The 20,761-nt window shown below is 44.9% G+C and carries 21 protein-coding genes and 1 pseudogene; 13 read left to right on the forward strand and 9 right to left on the reverse strand.

Going from position 1 to position 20,761, the window contains the following annotated elements:
* Positions 1-81: 81 nt before the first annotated feature.
* From tnpA to hpsL, 4 genes are all read left to right on the forward strand, one after another.
* A complete protein-coding gene (gene tnpA, locus QT998_RS13325; protein ID WP_333093421.1) occupies positions 82-429 on the forward strand; it encodes an IS200/IS605 family transposase in 348 nt (115 codons plus the stop codon).
* Positions 430-1,413: 984 nt separating this feature from the next.
* Positions 1,414-1,845, forward strand: a complete 432-nt coding sequence (locus tag QT998_RS27495; RefSeq protein WP_442921590.1) for a reverse transcriptase N-terminal domain-containing protein — start codon at positions 1,414-1,416, stop codon at positions 1,843-1,845.
* Positions 1,846-1,891: 46 nt separating this feature from the next.
* On the forward strand, positions 1,892-3,235 hold the full coding sequence (locus QT998_RS13330; RefSeq protein ID WP_442921592.1) for a group II intron reverse transcriptase: 1,344 nt from the start codon (positions 1,892-1,894) through the stop codon (positions 3,233-3,235).
* 141 nt (positions 3,236-3,376) lie between these two features.
* Positions 3,377-5,041 (forward strand): hormogonium polysaccharide biosynthesis protein HpsL, encoded by a 1,665-nt coding sequence (gene hpsL / locus QT998_RS13335; protein WP_333115006.1) that lies wholly within the window; start codon positions 3,377-3,379, stop codon positions 5,039-5,041.
* Between the two features lie 203 nt (positions 5,042-5,244).
* On the opposite strand, the gene QT998_RS13340 is transcribed toward hpsL, so the two are convergent.
* From QT998_RS13340 to QT998_RS13380, 9 genes are all read right to left on the reverse strand, one after another.
* A complete protein-coding gene (locus QT998_RS13340) occupies positions 5,245-5,691 on the reverse strand; it encodes a hypothetical protein (RefSeq protein ID WP_333093424.1) in 447 nt (148 codons plus the stop codon).
* Positions 5,688-6,560 (reverse strand): ParA family protein, encoded by an 873-nt coding sequence (locus QT998_RS13345; protein WP_333115004.1) that lies wholly within the window; start codon positions 6,558-6,560, stop codon positions 5,688-5,690. The genes QT998_RS13340 and QT998_RS13345 overlap by 4 nt, the downstream gene beginning before the upstream one ends.
* A 237-nt stretch (positions 6,561-6,797) precedes the next feature.
* Positions 6,798-7,394, reverse strand: coding sequence for a hypothetical protein (locus tag QT998_RS13350; protein WP_333115002.1), 597 nt, complete (start codon positions 7,392-7,394; stop codon positions 6,798-6,800).
* Entirely contained in the window at positions 7,381-8,535 is a 1,155-nt protein-coding gene (locus QT998_RS13355) for an AAA family ATPase (protein WP_333115000.1), read from the reverse strand. Before QT998_RS13355 ends, QT998_RS13350 begins: the two co-directional genes overlap by 14 nt.
* 321 nt (positions 8,536-8,856) lie before the next feature.
* On the reverse strand, positions 8,857-10,647 hold the full coding sequence (gene typA / locus QT998_RS13360) for a translational GTPase TypA (RefSeq protein WP_333114997.1): 1,791 nt from the start codon (positions 10,645-10,647) through the stop codon (positions 8,857-8,859).
* Between the two features lie 62 nt (positions 10,648-10,709).
* Positions 10,710-10,919 carry a hypothetical protein gene (locus QT998_RS13365; protein ID WP_333093431.1) on the reverse strand — a complete coding sequence of 70 codons (210 nt, stop codon included), beginning with the start codon at positions 10,917-10,919 and terminating at the stop codon, positions 10,710-10,712.
* A gap of 4 nt (positions 10,920-10,923) precedes the next feature.
* Positions 10,924-11,697: a glucose 1-dehydrogenase gene (locus QT998_RS13370; RefSeq protein ID WP_333114995.1), complete on the reverse strand. Its 774-nt coding sequence runs from the start codon at positions 11,695-11,697 to the stop codon at positions 10,924-10,926.
* A 4-nt stretch (positions 11,698-11,701) separates the two neighbouring features.
* On the reverse strand, positions 11,702-12,412 hold the full coding sequence (locus QT998_RS13375; RefSeq protein ID WP_333114993.1) for a serine hydrolase domain-containing protein: 711 nt from the start codon (positions 12,410-12,412) through the stop codon (positions 11,702-11,704).
* Positions 12,409-12,981: a serine hydrolase domain-containing protein gene (locus tag QT998_RS13380; protein ID WP_333114991.1), complete on the reverse strand. Its 573-nt coding sequence runs from the start codon at positions 12,979-12,981 to the stop codon at positions 12,409-12,411. The genes QT998_RS13375 and QT998_RS13380 overlap by 4 nt, the downstream gene beginning before the upstream one ends.
* A gap of 643 nt (positions 12,982-13,624) precedes the next feature.
* Between QT998_RS13380 and QT998_RS13385 the strand changes: the two are divergent.
* The 9 genes and pseudogenes from QT998_RS13385 to QT998_RS13425 all read left to right on the forward strand — a co-directional run bounded on the left by QT998_RS13385 (position 13,625) and on the right by QT998_RS13425 (position 20,620).
* Positions 13,625-13,954 (forward strand): annotated as a pseudogene (locus tag QT998_RS13385) (type II toxin-antitoxin system RelE/ParE family toxin).
* Complete coding sequence (locus tag QT998_RS13390) at positions 13,941-14,327, forward strand: helix-turn-helix domain-containing transcriptional regulator (protein ID WP_333114989.1); 387 nt, start codon at positions 13,941-13,943, stop codon at positions 14,325-14,327. Before QT998_RS13385 ends, QT998_RS13390 begins: the two are co-directional and overlap by 14 nt.
* Positions 14,328-14,386: 59 nt before the next feature.
* Positions 14,387-16,564, forward strand: coding sequence for a pentapeptide repeat-containing protein (locus QT998_RS13395; protein WP_333114987.1), 2,178 nt, complete (start codon positions 14,387-14,389; stop codon positions 16,562-16,564).
* A 15-nt stretch (positions 16,565-16,579) separates the two neighbouring features.
* Positions 16,580-16,756: a hypothetical protein gene (locus tag QT998_RS13400; RefSeq protein WP_442921968.1), complete on the forward strand. Its 177-nt coding sequence runs from the start codon at positions 16,580-16,582 to the stop codon at positions 16,754-16,756.
* Positions 16,757-17,029: 273 nt separating this feature from the next.
* The gene (locus QT998_RS13405) at positions 17,030-17,854 is read left to right on the forward strand and encodes a M15 family metallopeptidase (protein WP_333093436.1); all 825 of its coding nucleotides are present in this window, start codon (positions 17,030-17,032) and stop codon (positions 17,852-17,854) included.
* Between the two features lie 227 nt (positions 17,855-18,081).
* Entirely contained in the window at positions 18,082-18,660 is a 579-nt protein-coding gene (coaD, locus tag QT998_RS13410; RefSeq protein ID WP_194012120.1) for a pantetheine-phosphate adenylyltransferase, read from the forward strand.
* Positions 18,543-19,229, forward strand: coding sequence for a DivIVA domain-containing protein (locus QT998_RS13415; RefSeq protein WP_333093437.1), 687 nt, complete (start codon positions 18,543-18,545; stop codon positions 19,227-19,229). Before coaD ends, QT998_RS13415 begins: the two co-directional genes overlap by 118 nt.
* A 339-nt stretch (positions 19,230-19,568) precedes the next feature.
* The gene (locus QT998_RS13420) at positions 19,569-19,895 is read left to right on the forward strand and encodes an acyltransferase (protein WP_333114985.1); all 327 of its coding nucleotides are present in this window, start codon (positions 19,569-19,571) and stop codon (positions 19,893-19,895) included.
* Positions 19,896-19,984: 89 nt separating this feature from the next.
* Entirely contained in the window at positions 19,985-20,620 is a 636-nt protein-coding gene (locus tag QT998_RS13425) for an acyltransferase family protein (protein WP_333114983.1), read from the forward strand.
* The last annotated feature ends 141 nt before the right edge of the window (positions 20,621-20,761 follow it).

A 20,761-nucleotide genomic window follows, 5' to 3' on the forward strand; every position in this document is an offset into this window, starting at 1 on the left:
ATTTTAAATCACCCTAACCTCTCGTCAGTCCTATCCTATGGTACTCTTGCTGCTTAAAAACTGTCCGAAGTATTGATCAATATGCACTTTGTTTTTATCCCGAAACGCCGTCAAGCCGTCCTGGTAGGCAAAATCGCGGAACGGCTGCAAGAAATTATTTTTGAGGTAGTGACTGAAAACAGATGGAAGATTATTGCTTTGGAGATTATGCCAGGTCGCGTACATTTATTGGTTAACGTTAAGCCGACTGATTCTGCTAGCTTTGTCATGCAGAGAGTCAAAGGCAGGGCTTCGAGTTACTTGAGGAAAGAGTTTCCTGAATTGTTGAAATTGCCTACTTTGTGGACTCCCACTTATTTTGTCGGTAGTGTTGGCAACGTTTCAACCGAAACTGTGAGAAAATATATCGAAGAACAGAGAAATAAATAATTTGCAACACTCGCAGCCTAAAGGCTACAACTGCGTTTCATCCCCGGCTTATTGACCGGGGTTCTCACGCGATACCCTATAGATGATGCAGCAGTCATATTTTACAAGGTCGCGAGTGTCAGTTAAGCCCGCCCCAGTCACGCGCACAATCGCGATCGATCTTTTGGCGCGCGATCGGCTTTAAGAATAAATAACCACACTTACCAAAATATTTTTGATTCTATTAATTCTACGTTCTATAGCCGTTGTCAAGCGTGGTGAGGTATGCCCTATGCCCAGCGGCACCTCATCTTTATGAGAAATGCTACACATCCCGCTCCAGTGTGCGTTTCGTTCTGAAAAAACCAAGAAATGGGGGGAATTCAGGCTCTAACAAGGTAATCCAATATGGATTGAGTTCGCACTTTAATCCCTTGTTAGATGACAACTTGTTCGTCTTGTGGGTGAGAACACTGTTCAAGTCCCATCCCGCTGGTGTTGCGGTGAAAGCATCACCCCTACGGTAGCGACTAGCTATCAATCCGTAAAGCGGGGTGAAAAGGCGGCAACTGGAAAACTTATTCTAGAATCCCGCCGAGCAGGAGTTTATGGGTAGCGAAAGCAAAGGTACATCCGAACCATCGTGAGAGAAAACCAGCGAAACAGGTTGATACGCGCTTGAGTCCCAAAAGGGCAAGGATTGGTAATAAAGGGACTTCACCCTCAATTTACCACAGGGTTGGCAATTACTGGCTTGACCAACCAAGCACTCTGTAATAAACCCGGTGGAAAGTACCACCCTAAAAACTCTAAACAAAGACGAACAGGAACGAAATAACCTACCGTTTGCTCTCTGAAAAAGTCGATTTTCAGAGTAGGTGCTAACCGTATGCAACGGCAAGGAGAGATTGGGTCAAAAGCGAAAGCTCCGCTGTAACGAGGGAGATATGCAGACAGACCCACGGTGTCTGGGAAGATAGAGTCTCCAGTAGCAATGTAAAAGTCATGAGCACGGTAAAACCGATGTATGAATGGAACAAGACTCCCTGGCGAAAGCTGGAAAAAGTCGTGTTCAAGTTGCAGAAAAGAATCTATCAAGCCGCCAATCGTGGTGATATGAAGGCACTTCGTAGACTCCAAAAGTTATTGATGAAATCCTGGGCTGCAAAATGCTTAGCGGTTCGTAGGGTTACTCAGGATAACAAAGGAAAAAAGACGGCAGGTGTGGATGGTGTCAAATCACTAACCCCAAAGCAACGCCTTGACCTAATAGGTAATATAAACCTGAGTACAAAGGTCAGCCCGACCAGGCGAGTATGGATTCCCAAGCCTGGTACAGAAGAGAAGCGACCTTTAGGAATCCCGACAATGAAAGACCGGGCATTGCAGGCGCTTGTTAAACTGGCACGCTTAACCAGAATGGGAAGCGCGTTTTGAACCGAACCAATACGGGTTCAGACCTGGACGCTCGTGCCAAGATGCTATCGGGGCAATATTTAATGCGATTAGGTATAAGCACAAATATGTGCTAGATGCCGACATCGCCAAATGCTTCGACAAAATCGACCATGAAGCGCTGCTTAAAAAATTAAATACATTCCCGCTTTTGTGCCGCCAAATCAGGGCATGGCTCCGAGCAGGGGTGATGGACGGACAGCAGTTGTTTCCAACACTTGAGGGTACGCCACAGGGTGGAGTCATTTCTCCACTACTGGCTAATATAGCTCTCCACGGGATGGAACATCGAATTAAGGAATTTGCCAAAACCTTGGACATCAAAAAGCCAAAAGGAAAAGGGCAAATAAGCTGGCAACAGAAATGTAAAAGCATATCCTTAATAAGATACGCCGATGACTTCGTAATTCTCCACGAAGACTTAACTGTTGTTCAAAAGTGTAAAGAGATTATCTCTGAATGGTTAAAAGGCATGGGTTTGGAGCTAAAAATTAGTAAAACAAGGATAGCTCACACAATGAGCAGCCATGAATGGCAGTCTCCAGGATTTGATTTCCTGGGGTTTAAAGTCAGGCAATATCCCTCTGGCAAATACACTAGCGGGAAAAATCCCCAAGGTGAACTACTGGGTTTCAGCACAATCATCACCCCAAGCTCAGCAAAAGTTAAAATACACCTCAAAGAAATCGCAAGAATAATAGACATCCACACAGTTAAGTCTCAATCACATTTAATTAAGAGGTTGAATCCTCTAATCATAGGGTGGGCTCACTATTACCGAACGGTTCCAAGTAGTAAAGTCTTCTATAAATTAGACTCCTTGGTGTATCAAAAACTCAGAGCTTGGGCAAATCATCGCCATCCGAAAAAATCGAAAACATGGGTGTCAAATAAATACTGGCAAACCATAGGCAATGATCACTGGGTATTCGCAACCAGGGAAGAAGGGATTAACCCTCTCCGGTTACGTAAACATGGTCAAATAAAAATCATAGACCATGCCAAAGTTAAAGGCGAATCGTCACCATACGACGGAAACCTGGTGTATTGGAGTACAAGAATGGGAAAACACCCTGAAAGTCCCAAAAGAGTGGCCACACTTCTTAAGATTCAAAAGGGTAAATGTTCTCACTGCGGATTACATTTTCGAGACGAAGATGTCATGGAAGTTGACCACAGAATTCCTAAATCAAAAGGTGGAAAGGATTCTTATGACAACTGGGACTTACTTCACAGACATTGCCACGATACAAAGACTGCAACAGATGGCAGTCTGGGTACAAAATCTAGCTGTAAAAGTGCTAAACCTAAGCCACCCTCACACACAGAATGGTTCTGGAAAGAGGATATGTTGGTAACGCGGTATGAGTGACAATCACCGAGTCATTGAGGAGCCGTGTGAAGAGAAATTTTCACGCACGGTTTTGGAGAGCGGCGGCTCTTGTGAGAGGGTCGCCGACTTTAATTACATCAGAGTGCCTTCAGCCTTCTACATAAATCCCTTCTAGAAGTTATGTTGAAAACCAAGCGCAAATCCAAAAAATCCAAACACAAGCACAGCGAAAAAACAACAGCACTCAGCAAAAAAGAAGTAGCCGCACAAAAACGCAAAACTTCAAAAAAGCGCAATGAATTAGTACAGGCGATCGTCATTTGCTGCCTGGTCAGCGCTGCTGTCAGCATCCCCCTGTTATTCGTAGCGCGCCCTAAGATTGCGATTGCAGGAGGCGTTGCTGTAGCCATTTTGCAGTTTTCCTACAAATACCCCCGTCAAGCTTTGTGGAGTTTTCTAATTTACCTCCCTTTTAGCGGTACAATTACTTACGCAATTGGCGGCGGGAATGCTGCATTTCAAGTAGCCAAAGATGCTTTCTACATACCCGCTCTCATCGGCCTCATTCAAAGCTGCAAAAAGAAACAGTTACCCCTGTTTATTCCGAAAGAAATGCTTTCAACCTTCAGCATCCTGTTGATGATGGCAATGCTGACTTTAATTTTTGTCAACGGGGAAATGCAGCTCAACCCGATGAAGGGCGACAAACCCATTCTGCAAGCAATTCTCGGCTTAAAAGTATTGATAGGTTACATACCGCTGATTGCTTGTACCTATTATCTGATCCGCACTAAAAAGGATTTGGTATTTTTTGGTAGAATGCACGTAGTTTTGGCGATCGCCTGCTGTCTTCTCGGTTTGATTCAATACCTGTTGCTGCAAAGTGGCAAGTGCGCCGGCACCAGAGGAATGACCGGAGAAGAATTATATAAAGCCACGCTGCAAGCTAGATGTTTTGTCGGAGGTTCTCTGGTATTCAGTCCCGAAGTCAAGTTTATCCGCTTACCGGGAACTTTTGTAGCCCCTTGGCAGTGGGCTTGGTTTTTAATTTCTAATGCTTTTTTAACCTTTGCTTCAGCCTTTTGCGATCCTTCATTCTGGTGGCGAGTTATCGGTTTATTTGGCATGGCATTAGTATTTACTAATGCAGTTATTTCTGGTCAAAGAGCAGCTTTAGTTATGGTTCCAGTTACCACCGCTATCCTGCTCGTTCTCACGGGTCAATTTGTTAATTTCAAACGATTTATTCCCATCGGTGCAGGATTGGCAATTCTGCTGTTTTTCGGTGCAGCAACTAATCCGGGAGTTGTCGAACAGCGGTGGGAGAGTTTTGTTGACCGCTGGAATGCTGCACCGCCGCAGCAATTTCTGTTTAATCAGTTCGAGCAGAGCCACAATTTTATCATTGACAAACCTCTCGGTAGAGGTTTGGGACGAGCTACTAATTCAACGCGGATCTTTGGTTTCACGCAGCTAATTGAGACTTTCCAACCTAAATTGATGTACGAACTAGGTTATCCGGGAATGATTGCTTTTCAAATCATGCTTTTACACTTAGCTTTTCTAACTTTTCGAGCTTACCGTGCTGTGAAAGACAAAAATTTGCGGAGTTACGGAGCTAGTTTTTGGGTTTTTGTGGGATTTATTACGATCAATCCTCAATACTATCCGCTGGATGTAGATCCAGTGTCAGTGTATTACTGGGTTTTGGCGGGGGCGATTTTAAAGTTGCCCAAAATTGACAAACAAGTGCAGGATGAAAAACACTTGGAACTTGAGGGACATGAGTTGGAAGTTCACGACCAATTAAAGGAGAAAAAGATTATTGCATCGGCTCCAATTTGAGCAACGTTATATCGGAAACGCTCTAATATCATCTCCAGTCGAACAATTACAATCATTAAGCCAGGTTCCTAGTGCGGGCTTGAAGCAGCAGCATAAAAGCGGAATTCAGTCCGCACTACGAGCCGTTTTTATTGTGTATGCTATTCCAGATCCCAGTTAGAAAGGCAAATTAAAACCCATTTTTTTGATTCAGATACTAATTTTTAAAGCGTTTGTCGATCGATATGTCGCGACAGCATCAAACTCTGTTTAATTCTACCAATAATTAGCTCAAACATTTTTTTTCGAGATGGATTCTTGCTACTCGGTGGCATCCCCAACTCGCAACACATCAAATTCAAGTCAGTTGCACTCATCGCCGACAATTTTTGCCTCACCTCTAATTCATGACCCTTCTTAGCTTGCAAACGCAGTTCTTCATAAACTTCTAAAACATTTCCTGCCGATAAATTAGCAGGCTTATTCACATCAGCAGCCGTAGATAATTGCGAATTTTTAGACCCAGCAGAAAGCACGCCCCGCTTAACTTGAGCCTCAATCCTGGTTAATTTTTTGGAAACCTCCCGCAAGATTTCCTTAAGTTCGCCAATTTCATCAATTAACCCCTCGCTTTCTTGCTCATTAGCACCAAATATTTCTTTTTTAATCATTTCAGATACGCCTCACACTCGCGCCACAGTTGCTCAAACTCTCTAACTAATTCTCGCGGCAGTTCTCCCTCATTAATCGCCCGTTTCAACCCGACGCTTTCCCGAATCGTCGATTCCAAAAATCTCACTTCTATGTTATTGTCTTTTGATATGTCAGCGCAAAGTCTTTTAACTTCTCTCATATAAAACTGAACTTCATTTGTCAGCAATCCTCCATAGGTTTTAGCTTTATTCATAAACACTGCTATCTTGGGAAACGGATAAGGTTCAATCCGTTTCTGGAGCGAGTTTAAAACTAAACTCAATCCCCTAGAACCAAAATAATCTGGATTGACGGGAATTAATATTAAGTCGCAGCAAGAGAGTACGCTATAGGTGAGGAGACTGAAAGAAGGCGAACAGTCAAAAAGCATCAAGTCGTATTTGGGGAGATTGGGAGAGTTGGCGATTTTGCCGCTGAATTGGCGGATGAAGTCTTTAACACTTTTTCCCTCAAATCCATCCAAATCCAACCAATACAGTTCTTCAACTGAAGGGATAAAATGTAATTGTTCGTCAATCTGATAAATCGTGTCGAAACCAACTGGAAATTTAAAGTTTTGTCCGGCTTTTTTAAAGACTTCGAGGGCGTCGTAAATTGTGAGTCTGTGCTTCAGAGATTTTTCGTACCACTTACCAAACTTATCATCTAAATGACCTGTATTTTCGTTAAGCCCGATCGCCTCTGTGAGCGACATTTGTGGATCTAAGTCTAACATCAAGACTTCTAAGTCGGTTCCTTGGGATATAATATTTCCCAGACTCCAAGTGACGGTAGTCTTTCCGACACCGCCTTTGAAGTTGATTACTGCTATTGATTTAGGACTCATGGCTGGCTTTGTTTGGATTTTGCTCAAATATAAATTAAAACATATTGTGGCGGTTAGTCGATCGCGCGATCGTACATTAGGGTCACTAGGTGCAACATTTTCTATAAAAAGGAAAGTTTGATATTATATCATTAACTAAGTAGAACAACTTAAACAAAACAGAAAACCCAGATACTCGATGGCTTTAAGAAATCGGGGATATAACAGAACATCATGTCACATCAACTAACTCATTCTTTACAACTGTAGCCGTTGCAACTCCGTACACGCATAACGGAGAGAAGGCAAAGTAATGCGATCGACTCCCTGAGGACATATTTCTCTAGCCAACTTTTTGGCCGCCCTTTCAGCTAGTTCAATCCTCTCTTTTGCACTCATTTTGTTATCTTTATAATCAGTATTTTCATTACATTCTTGCCCTTCCATATTGTTATTAATGTAATAAAACCACGTTTCAATATTTCGGGCGGGCACAAAAATAGCAACTTTCTCATTAGGCAGTCGCGGATCTTTGTTTAAATTACCTGCTGTTTCGTCTAATGCTATATTTAAAGAACGCATTCGATCGTCCAAGCTATCTTCATCAGCATCAATCATTACTACTACAGCAATATTTCTGTACTTACGGCTTCTATAACTTTTAATCAGCTCTGGATAATGCTTTAGTATCAAAGCATTGTTATTTTTAATTGTTTTCCCTTTAGGATTGCCAAAGTCTTTAATTTTGCGATCGTCCAAGCCCCGGCAGATCAGATATTGTCTGATAAATCGCTCTTGGTCAATATCTTCACAGAGAATAGTTACTTCTGGTAAATCATCTCTACTCGTCGTCATAAATCCATCCAAGTTCTATAAGCTTAGCAACTGATAAACCTTCTTCTTCTGTATCAGTAATTCGCCGCACGCGGACAGCTTCATTATCTCTTCGTTCAAACCAATAACCTGAATTGCTTGCTAAGTAATTAATTAATGAGGGGTGATGAGAAATTAACATTACTTGTGCTTGATTTTCCAGACAATAGTCCATCACCCTACCCCACCAAGGTTTTATTTCCGGTAAAGCCAGGAAATTTTCTGGTTCATCAATACACAAAGTAAAATTATCATCAGGAGAACAATATATTAAGGTGTATAGAGCAATTAAAGCTTTTTGACCGTGCGATAATTCATTAAGCCTATAAGCAGCCTTGCTGGGACGGGTAAAAGATGCTGACAAAATCCTAACATCACCGGATTTAGAATTTTGAAATGAATCAAATCCTGGGATAATCTTTTGTAATTCCAGCGTTAATTTAATGATTTTACCTTGAGATTCTTGAGATAAATAGCTGTACCAAGCTGCATAATTTGACATATCCCAGTTAGGTGAACTTGCCTCCTTAAGGCTTTCTGATTCCATTATATAAGGATTGATCTGTACAATAAAAAAGTTAGAAATCCGTTTTTTGAACCATGTAAGCATTTGATTGTCATGTCTCTCGTAAATAAAACCAATGCCAGAACGCGACCCATCAAAAAACGGTAAGTAAACACTTTCACGATTTGGATCGTCATTATATAGTCTAGCTTGGCCTAAAGACTTACTTTTATCTTCTGCATCTACCCAGAAATCAAACAGAGATTGTCCATCAAAATTCAAGCTTTCCAGACGCATTCTAGGCGGTTTAAACTCTCCTTGATGTTGTATTTCTAGGGTGTATTTATAAATGCCACCATTTCCTTGAATATCTAATTCAAAATTTTGAATGCCGGATTTTTGCCATCTAGTTAAGTCCTTGCGTGCAAACAAATCTGATACCCTATACTCTCGCTGTAAAGCTTGCTCGCCTAAAATAAATTTCTGTAGTTTTCTTAAAACCTCGAAAACGGTAGTTTTGCCCGATCCATTTGAACCCAGAAAGAGATTTAAGCTATCTACTGTCAATTCAAAATTAACCAGGCACCTAAAATTATTTACATAAATTCTCTTCAGCATAAATTTTATTGATAAACGTTAGGATAATGAGCCCTTTAAGAGTGAATGAGAAATACATCCGTTCTCCTACAAGACTTTGTACTTGCAAAGCAAAGTCAATTAGTTATTTTTATGTCTTGAAATGGTTCACCGAAAGGATTATTTAACCAATTATTAGTTAAGTTCAACGGGGGTTTTCATGGTTCCATCTGCTTAATTGCTTATCAAATTTAGATGGTTCTCCTAATTACTCGGTTGTTTACAATTATTAATATTGTCTTTAAATACAGTAGTTTGAAGTTGACAATAAGGGCTGGCAAAATTACCAGCCCTTAATTTGTTTTAGCGTTTGACCAACTTCTTGGACAGCTTCCGCAAGCGAATTGATTTCGGTGTTACTTCCACCAATTCATCCTGACCGATGTATTCCAAAGCGCGCTCCAAACTCATATCGACTGGTGCTTGCAATTGCGCCAATTCTTCACCGCCAGATGCGCGGTGGTTTGTCAACTGCTTCGACTTGCAGATATTGAGCTCCATATCTTCATCTCGGTTGTTTTCTCCGATAATCATCCCTCTGTAAACCTTGGTTCCAGGGGTAATGAAAAATACGCCACGGTCTTCAGCATTTTTCAGTGAATAAGTAGTTGCAGTTCCTTCTTCAAAGGAAATTAATACTCCGTTGCGACGGGCGATAATTTCTCCACCGAGGGGGCGATAGTCGAGGAAGCTGTGGTTCATAATTCCAGCGCCGCGAGTCAAGCGCATGAACTCGCCTCGGAATCCAATCAAACCGCGAGCGGGGACTGAAAATTCGATTTGGGTGCGACCGGTGCTGCTGACGTGCATATCTTGCATTTCTGCTTTCCGCTGACCGAGGCGTTCGATGCAGCCGCCGACTGCTTCTTCGGGTACGTCTAACACCAAACATTCAAAAGGTTCGCAGGGACGACCGCCGACTTCGCGGAAGATTACTTGGGGCTGGGATACTTGGAATTCGTATCCTTCGCGACGCATATTTTCGATTAGGATTCCGAGGTGGAGTTCGCCACGGCCGGATACGAGGAATTTGTCGGGAGATTCGGTTTCTTCGACGCGCAGGGCGACGTTGGTTTGGAGTTCTCGCATTAGCCGATCGCGAATTTGTCGCGATGTTACCAAACTACCTTCTTGACCGCAGAACGGCGAATCGTTCACCGAGAAAGTCATCTGCAAAGTTGGTTCGTCTACTTTGATTAAAGGTAGCGCTTGCGGGTCGTTGGGGCAGGTAATTGTCTCGCCAATATACGCATCAGCAAAACCAGCAACGGCGACAAGATTACCAGCAGAAGATTCTGGGATATCAATCCGCTTCAGGCCTTCAAAGCCCATCAATTTGGTAATTTTTGATTTGACAAGCGCGCCGCTTTCTGTGATTAAGACTGCTTGTTGACCAATTCTAATCGTGCCGTTGTGGATGCGACCGATGACGATGCGACCGACGTATTCTGAGTAATCTAAGGTGGTTACTTGCAGTTGTAGTGGCTTGTTGGGGTCGCCTACGGGGGGTGGTACGTGGTCGAGGATTTCTTCAAACAGGGGCTTCATATCTACCCCTTCGTCTTCGAGGTGTTTTTTGGCGTAACCGCTTAAGCCGGAACCGAAGAGATAGGGAAATTCGCACTGATCGTCGTCAGCACCTAGTTCGAGGAACAGATCCAAAACTTTATCGACGGCTTTGTGGGGGTCGGCTCGCTCGCGATCGATCTTGTTGACAAATACGATCGGGCGCAGTCCTTTTTCTAGGGCTTTTTTGAGTACGAACCGGGTTTGCGGCATCGGGCCTTCGTTGGCATCTACGATCAGCAAACAGCCGTCAACCATGCCGAGAACTCGTTCGACTTCGCCGCCGAAGTCCGCGTGTCCGGGGGTATCGACGATGTTGATCAGGGTTTCTCCGTACCTGACGGAGGTGTTTTTGGAAAGGATGGTAATGCCGCGTTCGCGCTCGATGTCGTTGGAGTCCATGACGCAATCTGGGATTTCTTCCCCTTCGCGGAAGATCCCGGACTGTCTGAGGAGAGCGTCTACAAGGGTGGTTTTGCCGTGATCGACGTGAGCAATGATGGCGACGTTGCGAATGGGAAGACTCATAATGCGTCCGAGACGTTAAACGGATTTAACTAAAGATTTCTTAATAATTGTAGCGCATTGAGTCAAGGGGCGATCGGGCGCTGCCGAATTGACATTTTGCCTGACCTACAGACGCCAGCATTATTAGGGATCTTTTTTATAATAAACACCAGTAGGGGCGATCGCCCCTGAAGACGCAACCAAAGAGCTGGCAAGCCGATCGATCGAGCATTTACCGACTTGCCTCGAAATAAAATCCCAGCCGTACAGTGTCCGAGAAGTGTTGCGAGCACAGGCTTAATCCAGCGTCTGCACGCCACCGCCGTTGACGAACAGCACCTGTCCGCTGACCCACTGAGATACAGGGGCTGCAAAGTAGAGAACGGCTCCGGCGATGTCTTCAGGCTCGCCCAAGCGTTCAAGCGGAGTATGGGCAAGCATTCGCTTTTCGACCTCTGGAGTCAGAACCGAAGCCAAGGCGGCCGTTCTGACAGCTCCAGGGCCCACGGCATTGACGCGAATTACCGGGCCGTAGTCGAAGGCCAGGTTTGCCGTCATGTGATTGATGGCGGCTTTGGAAGCAGCGTAGGCGCTGATGGCGGGGCTTTTGTTGATGGAACTCATCGACGACATATTGACGATCGAACCGTAGCCCGCTTTTTTCATGTGCGGCGCGCAGAGTTGCGACAGTCGCCACGCGCTGAAAACATTGAGTTGAAAGGGGCGCTCGAACTGCTGCTGCGAAATCTCGAACGGACTTTCTTTGCCGGCACCGCCGCCGCCAGCGTTATTGACCAGAACATGAATGCTTCCACACTCGGCGATGGTGCGTTCCACCAGACCAATTAAATCTTCGTCACGGAGCACGTTGCACTCCACAGCCAAAGCTTTGCCGCCACCGGCACCAATCTCATCGGCAACCTTTTGGGCGTCCGCTACTTTCAAATCGGCAATAACCACGGTGGCACCGAAATCAGCCAGCATCCGGCAACAGGCTGCACCGATGCCGTTGCCGCCGCCGGTGACGATGGCGACTTTGCCGCTCAAATCGAAAAGAGTTGTAGGCTGCATAAACTTAATTTCCTCCGATCAAATACCGGGCGACAGCTTCGTAAGCTGGTAGTGAAGTCGAATCGTTAGCGCTGTTTCCAGCGATGGGATGGGAGGCGAAACGCACGATGACCATTTCGGCTGCGGGGTCAATATAAATCGTTTGTCCGTGCACGCCACGCGCCGCAAAAGCGCCGTGGGCGTTTCCGGTATTCCACCACATATCCCGATAAGACCAGCCTGGTAATTCGGGATGGTCGGATTTGGCGAAAGCGGCTTTGCTGCCGCCGCCGGCGATATCTTCGATCGCGCGGGCGGGCAAAACCTGCGTGCCTTTCCAGCGGCCTTGGTTGCGAATCAACTCGCCAAAGCGTGCCATATCGCGCAAACCGGCGTTGTAGCCGCCACCAGCGAAGGGAGTACCCAGTTCGTCCACCGAATAGTAGCCGTCCTGTTCCATGCCGATTTTGCTCCACACGCGATCGGCCAGAAGTTCGTCCACCGACTTGCCGCTGGCGCGGGCAACCAGCCAGCCCGCGAAGTCAGCGTTGGGGGTTTTATAGCCGAAAGCTTCGCCGTGGATGCCGGCCTTTTTCACCGTTTTTAGCGCGGCGTAGTAGCCCACGGGCCCGCTGTAATCTTGGGGTTTGGGTAACGGGTTGCCGGCGCCGGAATACTCCCAGATTTCGGCTTTGGGGTTAGCGTATTCTTCGCTGAATTGCAGCGCAGTCGTCATGTCCAGCACTTGGCGCAGTTTTGGTCGCCAAAGGCGGAGTCTTTGAGTTCGGGAATGTATTCGGCTACCCGCTTGTTTTCGTCCAGCTTGCCTTCGGCGACCAAAACTGCGCCCAAGGTGCCGGTGAGAGATTTCGTCACCGACATCGCGGCGTGTTTGTTGTCGGCCGCCAGCGCACCAAAGTATTTTTCATAAACGATCGAGCCTCGGTGCAAAACCAGAATGCCGTCTGTGTAGTTTTGCCACAGCGATTCTTCCCATGTCATGTCTTTAGTGGCATTCAGCGGGCGGAATGCGATCGAGTCAATTCGTGGATCGAGACGGTAAGGCAGCGGATCTGGCGCGCCCAGTCCGCGTGAAACGTTGACGGCGGGCATGAACTCGTTCATGTGCGCGACGCTCCAGCGCAGGGCGGGAAACTGGAAAAACGAGCCGTCGGCGAATTTCAACTGCTTGTCTTTGGGCGCTGGGAAACCTTGCATCCAGCCCATTGCGATCGGATCGCTTTCCCGCGCGGAGAGAAATTTGTTTTCGGTTTGAGCCGAACTCGCGAAAGAAAAGACACTCATGCCTAAAAAAACAAATAAACAAACAAATGCAGAAACAGTAAATCCGTAATAAAAAAGTTTATTTTTACTTCGCATCGAAAGAAACCATAAAAAATAATGAGTCAAAGCGAGGCGCATCTTGCTTTCCTCGAAAGAAACGCTGCGCCGGCAACTAAGCCGCGCGCTGCAGCCAAACTTTCTATCATAACTCATATTCCGCAATTTTAACATACTTAAAATCTACATTATTTACCCTACATTGTCACATACCCTAATTGCTAATCAATGTAAATTTTAAACTATAAATTATACCTTTTAAGCAAATTTTTATTCAGTCAATATACAACGCAAAATTGTATTTATGACCTTATTAATTCATATAAAAAGTACAAAATAAATGTGATTTTTTTCTCGTTATTATGCTCTGGCTGATAATGCAGAGCGGGAGGTTCTGCCTCTCTTACCCTAAAATTCGGAAAAAAAGACTTGCACTACATAAGTCACGTCATCGATATCTAAACCGCATATTCAAGCCAGATGCAACATTGATAGATACAGATAATTTCAGATAATTTGTGATTGTTGCAAGAGGTATAGAGAAAAGTGAATTTGGTAATGTTTGGTTTTTTATTGTGAGTTAGGGCGATCGGCAAAACTTGAGATTATGGAAGTGCAACCCAGAGATATTAAGCGTTATATTAGACAAAATGGCACAGTTCCGTTTGCCGAATGGTTTGGCTCCCTGCGAGATGTTAACGCTAAAATCTGGATTGACAAGAGGCTGGAGCGGTTTAGCAGTGGCAATTTGGGAGACAGTCGTTCAGTTGGGGAAGGAGTTTGCGAACTTAAAATCGACTATGGCGCAGGCTACCGAATCTACTTTTGACAAGTGGGATCTGCGATCGTGCTTTTGCTGTGCGGTGGGGATAAAAGCATTCAAGACGAAGACATTAGCAAAGCTAAGGAATATTGGAGAGATTATGAAAGACACTAAAATGCCGGCTAGTGATAGCTATCATTCTTTTAAAATTTCCAATCTCAGAAATCCAAACTATTCTGCTGCTTACCTTTCTCTAATATTTGGAGAAGAGGAAGAAGGTGATTTAGAGATGGGAATAATGCGAAAAGCACTGCGAGATGTATTTGAGGCTTTGGGCGAACCAAAGATGTCTGCAGAGGATGCTAATTTGCATTTGGAAAAGTTAGATAGTTTGTTGTGGCGAGAAGGAAGCGCGACAATTTATGCTTTAGCCCATTGGCTGAAGGCTTTGGGATTGCAGTTAACGGTTGCGGTTGATGAAGGGGAGAAAGGGGAAGAGGAAGATGCTGTTGGTGGTGCTGAGTTAGCAGAAGTTGGTAATATTTGAACGGGCGCTAAATTCCCAAACGTGATTTTTAAAGTTTTTTTTGATTTCAGGGGAACACTATGTCAGAAACCGAACTAGATTTAGGATCTATAGCCGCGAGAGTATTGCAGCTTGAAGAAGAGCAAGTTATTCTGAAAAAATATTTAGCCAAACTTAAGAGGCAGTTAGAGGCACAGAAACAGCGATTTAACGATCGCCCCGAACCGCAAATGCTAGAAAGTTTGACTGCTGAAATTGCGTCCCTGCAACAGCCGTGTGGTTTGGGAAATAGCGATATGTCTGTCATTTCAGAGCAGCCGATCGAACTTGACACCGACACAGAAAAGCCAAAGTCAGACTTTCAGTATCAGTTAGTATGCGATCGTCCCAACAGTCGCGCTGTGTTGGTGGAGGCTCTATCAGTAGCACAAGAGCGGCTGATTATTGTTTGCCCTTGGCTTAATTGTAACAGCATTAATGATGAATTGCTGCAAAAAATTAGAGAATGTTTGAACCGAGGATGTTTGATAGATATTGGCTGGGGTTATCTGGGAGACAGGCAAAAAATCGGCAAAGGATGGCGCTACAATGCTTTAGCAGATTTGCAAGAATTAGAAAGCGAATTTCCCGATCTATTTTGTCTTTATTTATTTGGTACTCACGAAAACTTTTTAGTCTGTGATTCTAGTTTTGCCATGTTGGGCAGTCATAATTTGCTGACTAACAGCGACCAAAGTGCCGAAAAAGAAGTGGGAATTCGCACGAATGACTGCCAAATTGTCAAGCAATTAATTGAGCGATTTGATAGCAGCGAAGTATTAAATGAGGAGGAGATAGAAAGGCGGTTTGTAGCGAGTTCGGATTACTTGGATAGAGCGGATTATTTGGAAGGATTGGCGGATGCTGAAGATATTGCTTTAGAGGATAGCTGTGAGGATGTGGAGGATGAGTCTGAGGAATGTCTGGAACCTGTTGTTAGTGTTGAGGAGTTTGTGGAGCGTTACAGTGAGGGAAAAAGAGATTTTACGGGGATTAATTTAGCCGATGCTAATCTAACCGATAAAAACCTAGCTTCTGATGTCAACCTGAGCAAAGCTAATTTAAAACAAGCTAATTTAAGGGGTGTTAATTGGCAGAGGCTCAACCTCAGCGGGGCAATTTTAAACGGAGCAGATATGAGGAATGGACTTTTCTGTAGCACAAATTTTAGCGAATCTAAATTATGCGGTGTCAATCTTTCTAAGGCAAATTTATCCAGTGCCAATCTGGAGCGGGCAAACTTAGTTGATGCCAACATTGAGCAGGCGGATTTATCCAGTACCAACTTCGATCGGGCAAATTTAATCAATGCCAATCTTTCTCAGACTAATTTATATGCAGCCAATCTTTATCAGGCTAATTTATCAAGAGCTAACCTTGTTCAGGCTAATTTACAATCGGCTAAACTAGAAAAAACCAAATTGAGTAAGGCGAGTTTAAGAGGAGCAAAACTAGAAAATGCAAATTTTAGTGAAGCCGATTTGAACGGTGCCAACCTCAGCGGTGCTAAACTCAGTCAACAAACAAAATTCACAACTGCAAACCTCAGTCAAGCTAACTTAAGCGGGCTATACTTAAGAAAAATAGACTTAAACAATGCTGATTTGACAAATGCAAATCTGAGTAATTCTAACCTTTTAGAAGCCAACCTCGATCGAGCAAATCTCAAGGGTATTCAGCTTGAAGGAGCGATTTATAATGAAGCAACTTTATTTCCTACTGATTTCGATCCTGTGAAAGCTGGCGCTTACTCAATTGCTCCTTATGTATCGCTGCCAAATGTCGATCTAACTGGTAAGGATTTGAGCGGTGTTAACTTAAAAGGAGCAGATTTACAAGGAGCTAATTTAAGTTTAGCGCAATTGAATGATTCCGATTTTAGAGATGCGAATTTGAGTGGGGCAAAGCTTCAGGGAGCAAGGCTAGACAACTGTAATTTTAGTCGAGCTAATTTGAAGCAGGTAAACTTGAATGATGCAAGATTAGTTAGTGCCGATCTAACGACAGCCGACTTAACTGAAGCTGATTTGCGACAAGCTGAATTAAACAGTGCAAAGCTGGGTGGTGCTGACCTAATTTCAGCAGACCTCCGCGCGGCAAAATTACGCTATGCAGACTTATCGGGCGCTAACTTAACAAATGCAAAAATAGGGGGAGCGGACTTTCAAGATGCTACGCTCACTGGTGCAATTATGCCAGACGGATCTACTCACGAATAAAATTAGTTAAGGGGTTTGCTAAACAAACTATATTCAAAAAGTCTCAAATATACTCTGTTTCCAGAGCTAGCGGCCGACAAGGGTTGGACTCTGACAGAGATTACCACTCGATCGGGCGATCGCTACAGCACGCTGAAAAATTATGCCCGATCGCCCGCTAAGGCAATGGCTGACAAATTCGTGCTCTGCTAAAATTGGCGCGGACGTTTGATGTGCCGATCGCACAATTGTGAAATTTTGCCCAAAAGTAGCAAATGACACTTAAAATAAACCAGTACCAACCAGTTAGACCAAAACCGGCGGCATCGGAGCCCAACTAAAACATATTTGAGAGTTGGCGGAGGAGAAATGGCGAAGTCTGGAAGAGATGATATGTACTCAGCGGCAATTGTAGCTGTGCGATCGCCCGTATCGGTCTACAATTTGTAACGTTGAGCCTTATTGAAGTGCAGGAGTGGAGCTGGCTTGGATAACGCTAGTCTGTCAAGAAAACCCCCGCAAGCCTCGGAGCTTGTCGCCGACGAAATTCCAGAAGCAGTGCGAGACCACCCATACCCAGAAGCAGGATCGAGCCAGTCCAAGAAAAAAGGGCTGATTTGGAAACTGCTAGGGTTGGCGGCATTAGCCTGTGGGGTCAGCATTTGGCTGCACCTCAACTTTAACTTTTTCCCAGCCACCAGTCAGGCAGAGCAAAGTCAAAAAAACCCAGCAGCCGCGAGTTCGCCTTCGGGATCTGTCGCGAGTCCAACTACTAGCTCAAAACCCGCAACCCCAGACAACCTGCTGGGACACTTGCCTTACCCAGAAGCACCAGCCGCAGACTTGGTAAATGTCACCTCCGACGGTGGCATCAAACTCCGCAAAGCCGCAGCAGCCAAATATCAGGAAATGGCCAACTCCGCCGCAGCATCAGGGATCTATTTCGCCCCCATATCCGGCTTTCGCTCCGTAGAAGACCAACAACACGTATTTTTTGACGTGAAAGCCGAACGCAGGCAAAACGCCACCAAGCGAGCCGAAGTCAGCGCCCCTCCTGGATATAGCGAACATCACACCGGTTACGCGATCGACATTGGCGACGGCTCCGCCCCCGAAACTAACCTCAGTCAAAGCTTTGACAATACCCAAGCATTCAAATGGCTAGAAGCCAACGCTCCCGCCTTCAGCTTTGAAATGTCTTTCCCCAAAAACAACCGCCAAGGCGTCAGTTATGAACCTTGGCACTGGCGGTTTGTGGGCGACAGGCCAAGCCTCGAAACTTTTTACAAAGCTCATTCGTTGAAAAAGTAGAAGTCAGTTGTCAGTTGACAGTTGACAGTTGACAGTTGTCAGTTGTCAGTTGACAGTTGACAGTTGTCGGGAAAATCAAGGAAGATTTTCGTAATTCCCCGCTCTCCCACTCTCCCGCTCTCCCGCTCCCCCACTCTCCCCCTCTCCCACTCTCCCCCTCTCCCCCTCTCCCGCTCTCCCACTCTCCCCCTCTCCCCTTCACCCCCTCTCTCCGTTGGACCCAACTCGTGATTGCAATCTATCCAGGCAGTTTTGACCCCATTACCTTCGGTCACGCAGACATTATCGAGCGGGGCTGCAAATTGTTCGATCGGGTAATTGTTACCGTAGTCAAAAACCCCAGCAAAACCCCTCTGTTCACCGTAGAGCAGCGGATCGAGCAGATCCGGTGCTGTACCCAACACTTGTCAAACGTAGAAGTAGACAGTTTTGAGGGTTTGACAGTAAACTATGCTAAGATTCGACAAGCCAAAGTGCTGCTGCGGGGGCTCCGGGTATTAACAGATTTTGAAATGGAACTCCAGATGGCCCACACCAATAAAACCCTTCTGGGCGAAATTGAAACAGTTTTTTTGGCAACTTCTAACGAGTACAGCTTTTTAAGTAGTAGTGTAGTTAAAGAAATCGCCAAGTTTGGTGGCTCCGTAGATCATCTTGTTCCGAAACACGTCGCCCTAGATATTTACAAATGTTACGCCAGCAGGAACCAAATCGCATCGAACCCGATATTACCGCCGGCAGCGCTGAGAATGAATCACCTCAGAACACAGCCGCTTTCGGAGAACCCACCCGAACCCCAGGAGTAGACATCCAGCGGGAATTGAACCGGCTTGAGGAAATTGTTCTCGACAGTCCGCGCATTCCTCTGACCAGACGCACTCTGGTGGATGAAGAGCAGTTGCTCGATCAGTTAGACTTGGTGAGGCTAAATTTGCCGCTCGCCTTTGGGGAAGCCGAGATAATCATTCGGCACAAGGACGAACTGCTCGAAGAAGCCCAAATCTACGCTCAGGAAGTGATAGAAGCAGCAGAACAGCGAGCCGCAGAACTTTTAAACGATATGGGCCTGATCCAGCAGGCGAAGATCGAAGCAGATCAGTTGCGACAGCAAGTTTTGCTCGACTGCGAGGCAATTCAGCAGGCGACGCTGGCGGAAGTCGAACAAATTCGCTACCAGGCTCAAGAGGAACTGGAAGAAATGAGAGTTAGGGCGATGGCTGAATGCGAGGAAATTCAAAACGGCGCCGACGATTATGCTGACCAAGTGCTAGATAATATCGAGCACAAGCTCAGCGATATGCTGCGCGTGATCCGCAACGGGCGCGATCAGTTGGATAATGTTTCTGCGTCGCACATCCATCACAACAACGGTTAGCTAACTGCTTTTGACGAAACGGCGACTTAGGGGTAATTTTCTGAATTTGTAGGCGATCGTCCCAGTGGTAGAACAACGCTATTGCCCTTTCCGGCAGACTTGGCGCAAAATTGGGCGATCGAGTTCTAGAGAAACGGCACCGTCGAGTGTCCGACTCCCCACTTTGTGAATGTGAAAAATTTAATCATTGGTATCAGATTGAGGATTGTAGCAAGATTTTTTTGAATTGGTATAAGTTTTGTGAAAATAGGAGCAAAAATAATATTTTCTGCTAGGGTGAAAGTCCGTGAGGCATACAATTGCTGATTTGACCCTAATTTTTGGCATCTACTTTTTACCATGCAGAAAGCTGCTAATCGGTTCGCTGAATTTGATTTGATCCGAGCTTTAGCGATCGTCGGTGTTGTGATTATTCATGCTGGATTCTCGGCATTTCGCGATGACCGAATACTGTTTATCGCGATCGACACATTGCAACTGTTCTGCGTACCTGCATTTTTACTGCTGAGCGGTTTTTTCCTCACCAACAAAACCGACAATCAAAATAATCCCGCACAGATATTCAAAAAAAGACTGTCAAAAATTATACCTCCCTATCTGTTTTGGTCAGTAGCTTTGTACATCTTAAATAGTTGGGGATCGCTCCCAAAAATTGATTTACTGTGATTGTTCAGAGATATCTTGACAGGTTCAGTAATGCCTCCCTATTATTTCATCGTTGTAATTTTCAATGCTACGGTTGGTGGTGGCTGCGAGTGAAATTAAGAGTTTTAGAACCCCGAAAAGTTTTAATCTTGGGTTTAACAATTCAAACAATTTTTACCATGTTTTTTTACCTGGCAGTTTTCAAATACATATCAATACCTCTACCTTTGATGGAGCGCTGGATTTTTAGTTGGATTTTGCCATTTTCTGCAGGTCTATTTTTGGGCGCAACCTATGACAAAATCAAACCCGTTCTAGAACGCAGAAAAATGCAACTTTTAGGAGCAACTATCCTATTTTATCTAGCAAGCATTTGGGAATATTACCTGCTCGGCGAAGTTAATGCGGAGGAATGGTTTCTGCGATCGTTTTTTAAAATACCTGCTCAAGCATACGCAATTTTATTCGTCTTGTCAGTCCTGGCATTTTCTAAAAGGCTCGCATTTCCCGATAAAGTATCTGGGTCAGTCAAAATATTAGCTGCTTATTCATTCCCTATATATCTGCTAGATTCGACAGTCGTGCAATATGTGTTGTTAGTGTTTTATAAATTTATTGAACCCGTACATCCGCTGCTGAAGCTCGGCTTTTTAGTTACCGGGACGTTGTTGGCTTGTTTGGCGATTATTTACATCTTGCAGAAAGTTTTGCCCAAAAAATACAGCCAGTACATTCTGGGAATTTAAGCAGATTTTGTAGGTCAGCGGGTAGTCTTGCATATAGCCTTTCTCAAGCGTGGTGAGGATAGCCCTATGCCCTATGCCCTATGCCCCATGCCCTATGCCCCATGCCCTATGCCCTATCCCGGATAGTATCTCATAGGAGAT

The organism is Microcoleus sp. S1D4 (genome assembly GCF_036700765.1).
GTDB lineage: Bacteria > Cyanobacteriota > Cyanobacteriia > Cyanobacteriales > Microcoleaceae > Microcoleus.

What these genes read in the sequence shown, in the direction of transcription:
- tnpA (WP_333093421.1), top strand. Translation starts at nt 82, where the DNA reads ATGCACTTTGTTTTTATCCCGAAACGCCGTCAAGCCGTCCTGGTAGGC.
- QT998_RS27495 (WP_442921590.1), top strand. Translation starts at nt 1,414, where the DNA reads ATGAGCACGGTAAAACCGATGTATGAATGGAACAAGACTCCCTGGCGA.
- hpsL (WP_333115006.1), top strand. Translation starts at nt 3,377, where the DNA reads ATGTTGAAAACCAAGCGCAAATCCAAAAAATCCAAACACAAGCACAGC.
- QT998_RS13340 (WP_333093424.1), bottom strand. Translation starts at nt 5,691, where the DNA reads ATGATTAAAAAAGAAATATTTGGTGCTAATGAGCAAGAAAGCGAGGGG.
- QT998_RS13345 (WP_333115004.1), bottom strand. Translation starts at nt 6,560, where the DNA reads ATGAGTCCTAAATCAATAGCAGTAATCAACTTCAAAGGCGGTGTCGGA.
- QT998_RS13350 (WP_333115002.1), bottom strand. Translation starts at nt 7,394, where the DNA reads ATGACGACGAGTAGAGATGATTTACCAGAAGTAACTATTCTCTGTGAA.
- QT998_RS13355 (WP_333115000.1), bottom strand. Translation starts at nt 8,535, where the DNA reads ATGCTGAAGAGAATTTATGTAAATAATTTTAGGTGCCTGGTTAATTTT.
- typA (WP_333114997.1), bottom strand. Translation starts at nt 10,647, where the DNA reads ATGAGTCTTCCCATTCGCAACGTCGCCATCATTGCTCACGTCGATCAC.
- QT998_RS13370 (WP_333114995.1), bottom strand. Translation starts at nt 11,697, where the DNA reads ATGCAGCCTACAACTCTTTTCGATTTGAGCGGCAAAGTCGCCATCGTC.
- QT998_RS13375 (WP_333114993.1), bottom strand. Translation starts at nt 12,412, where the DNA reads ATGACGACTGCGCTGCAATTCAGCGAAGAATACGCTAACCCCAAAGCC.
- QT998_RS13380 (WP_333114991.1), bottom strand. Translation starts at nt 12,981, where the DNA reads ATGAGTGTCTTTTCTTTCGCGAGTTCGGCTCAAACCGAAAACAAATTT.
- QT998_RS13390 (WP_333114989.1), top strand. Translation starts at nt 13,941, where the DNA reads ATGAAAGACACTAAAATGCCGGCTAGTGATAGCTATCATTCTTTTAAA.
- QT998_RS13395 (WP_333114987.1), top strand. Translation starts at nt 14,387, where the DNA reads ATGTCAGAAACCGAACTAGATTTAGGATCTATAGCCGCGAGAGTATTG.
- QT998_RS13415 (WP_333093437.1), top strand. Translation starts at nt 18,543, where the DNA reads ATGTTACGCCAGCAGGAACCAAATCGCATCGAACCCGATATTACCGCC.
- QT998_RS13420 (WP_333114985.1), top strand. Translation starts at nt 19,569, where the DNA reads ATGCAGAAAGCTGCTAATCGGTTCGCTGAATTTGATTTGATCCGAGCT.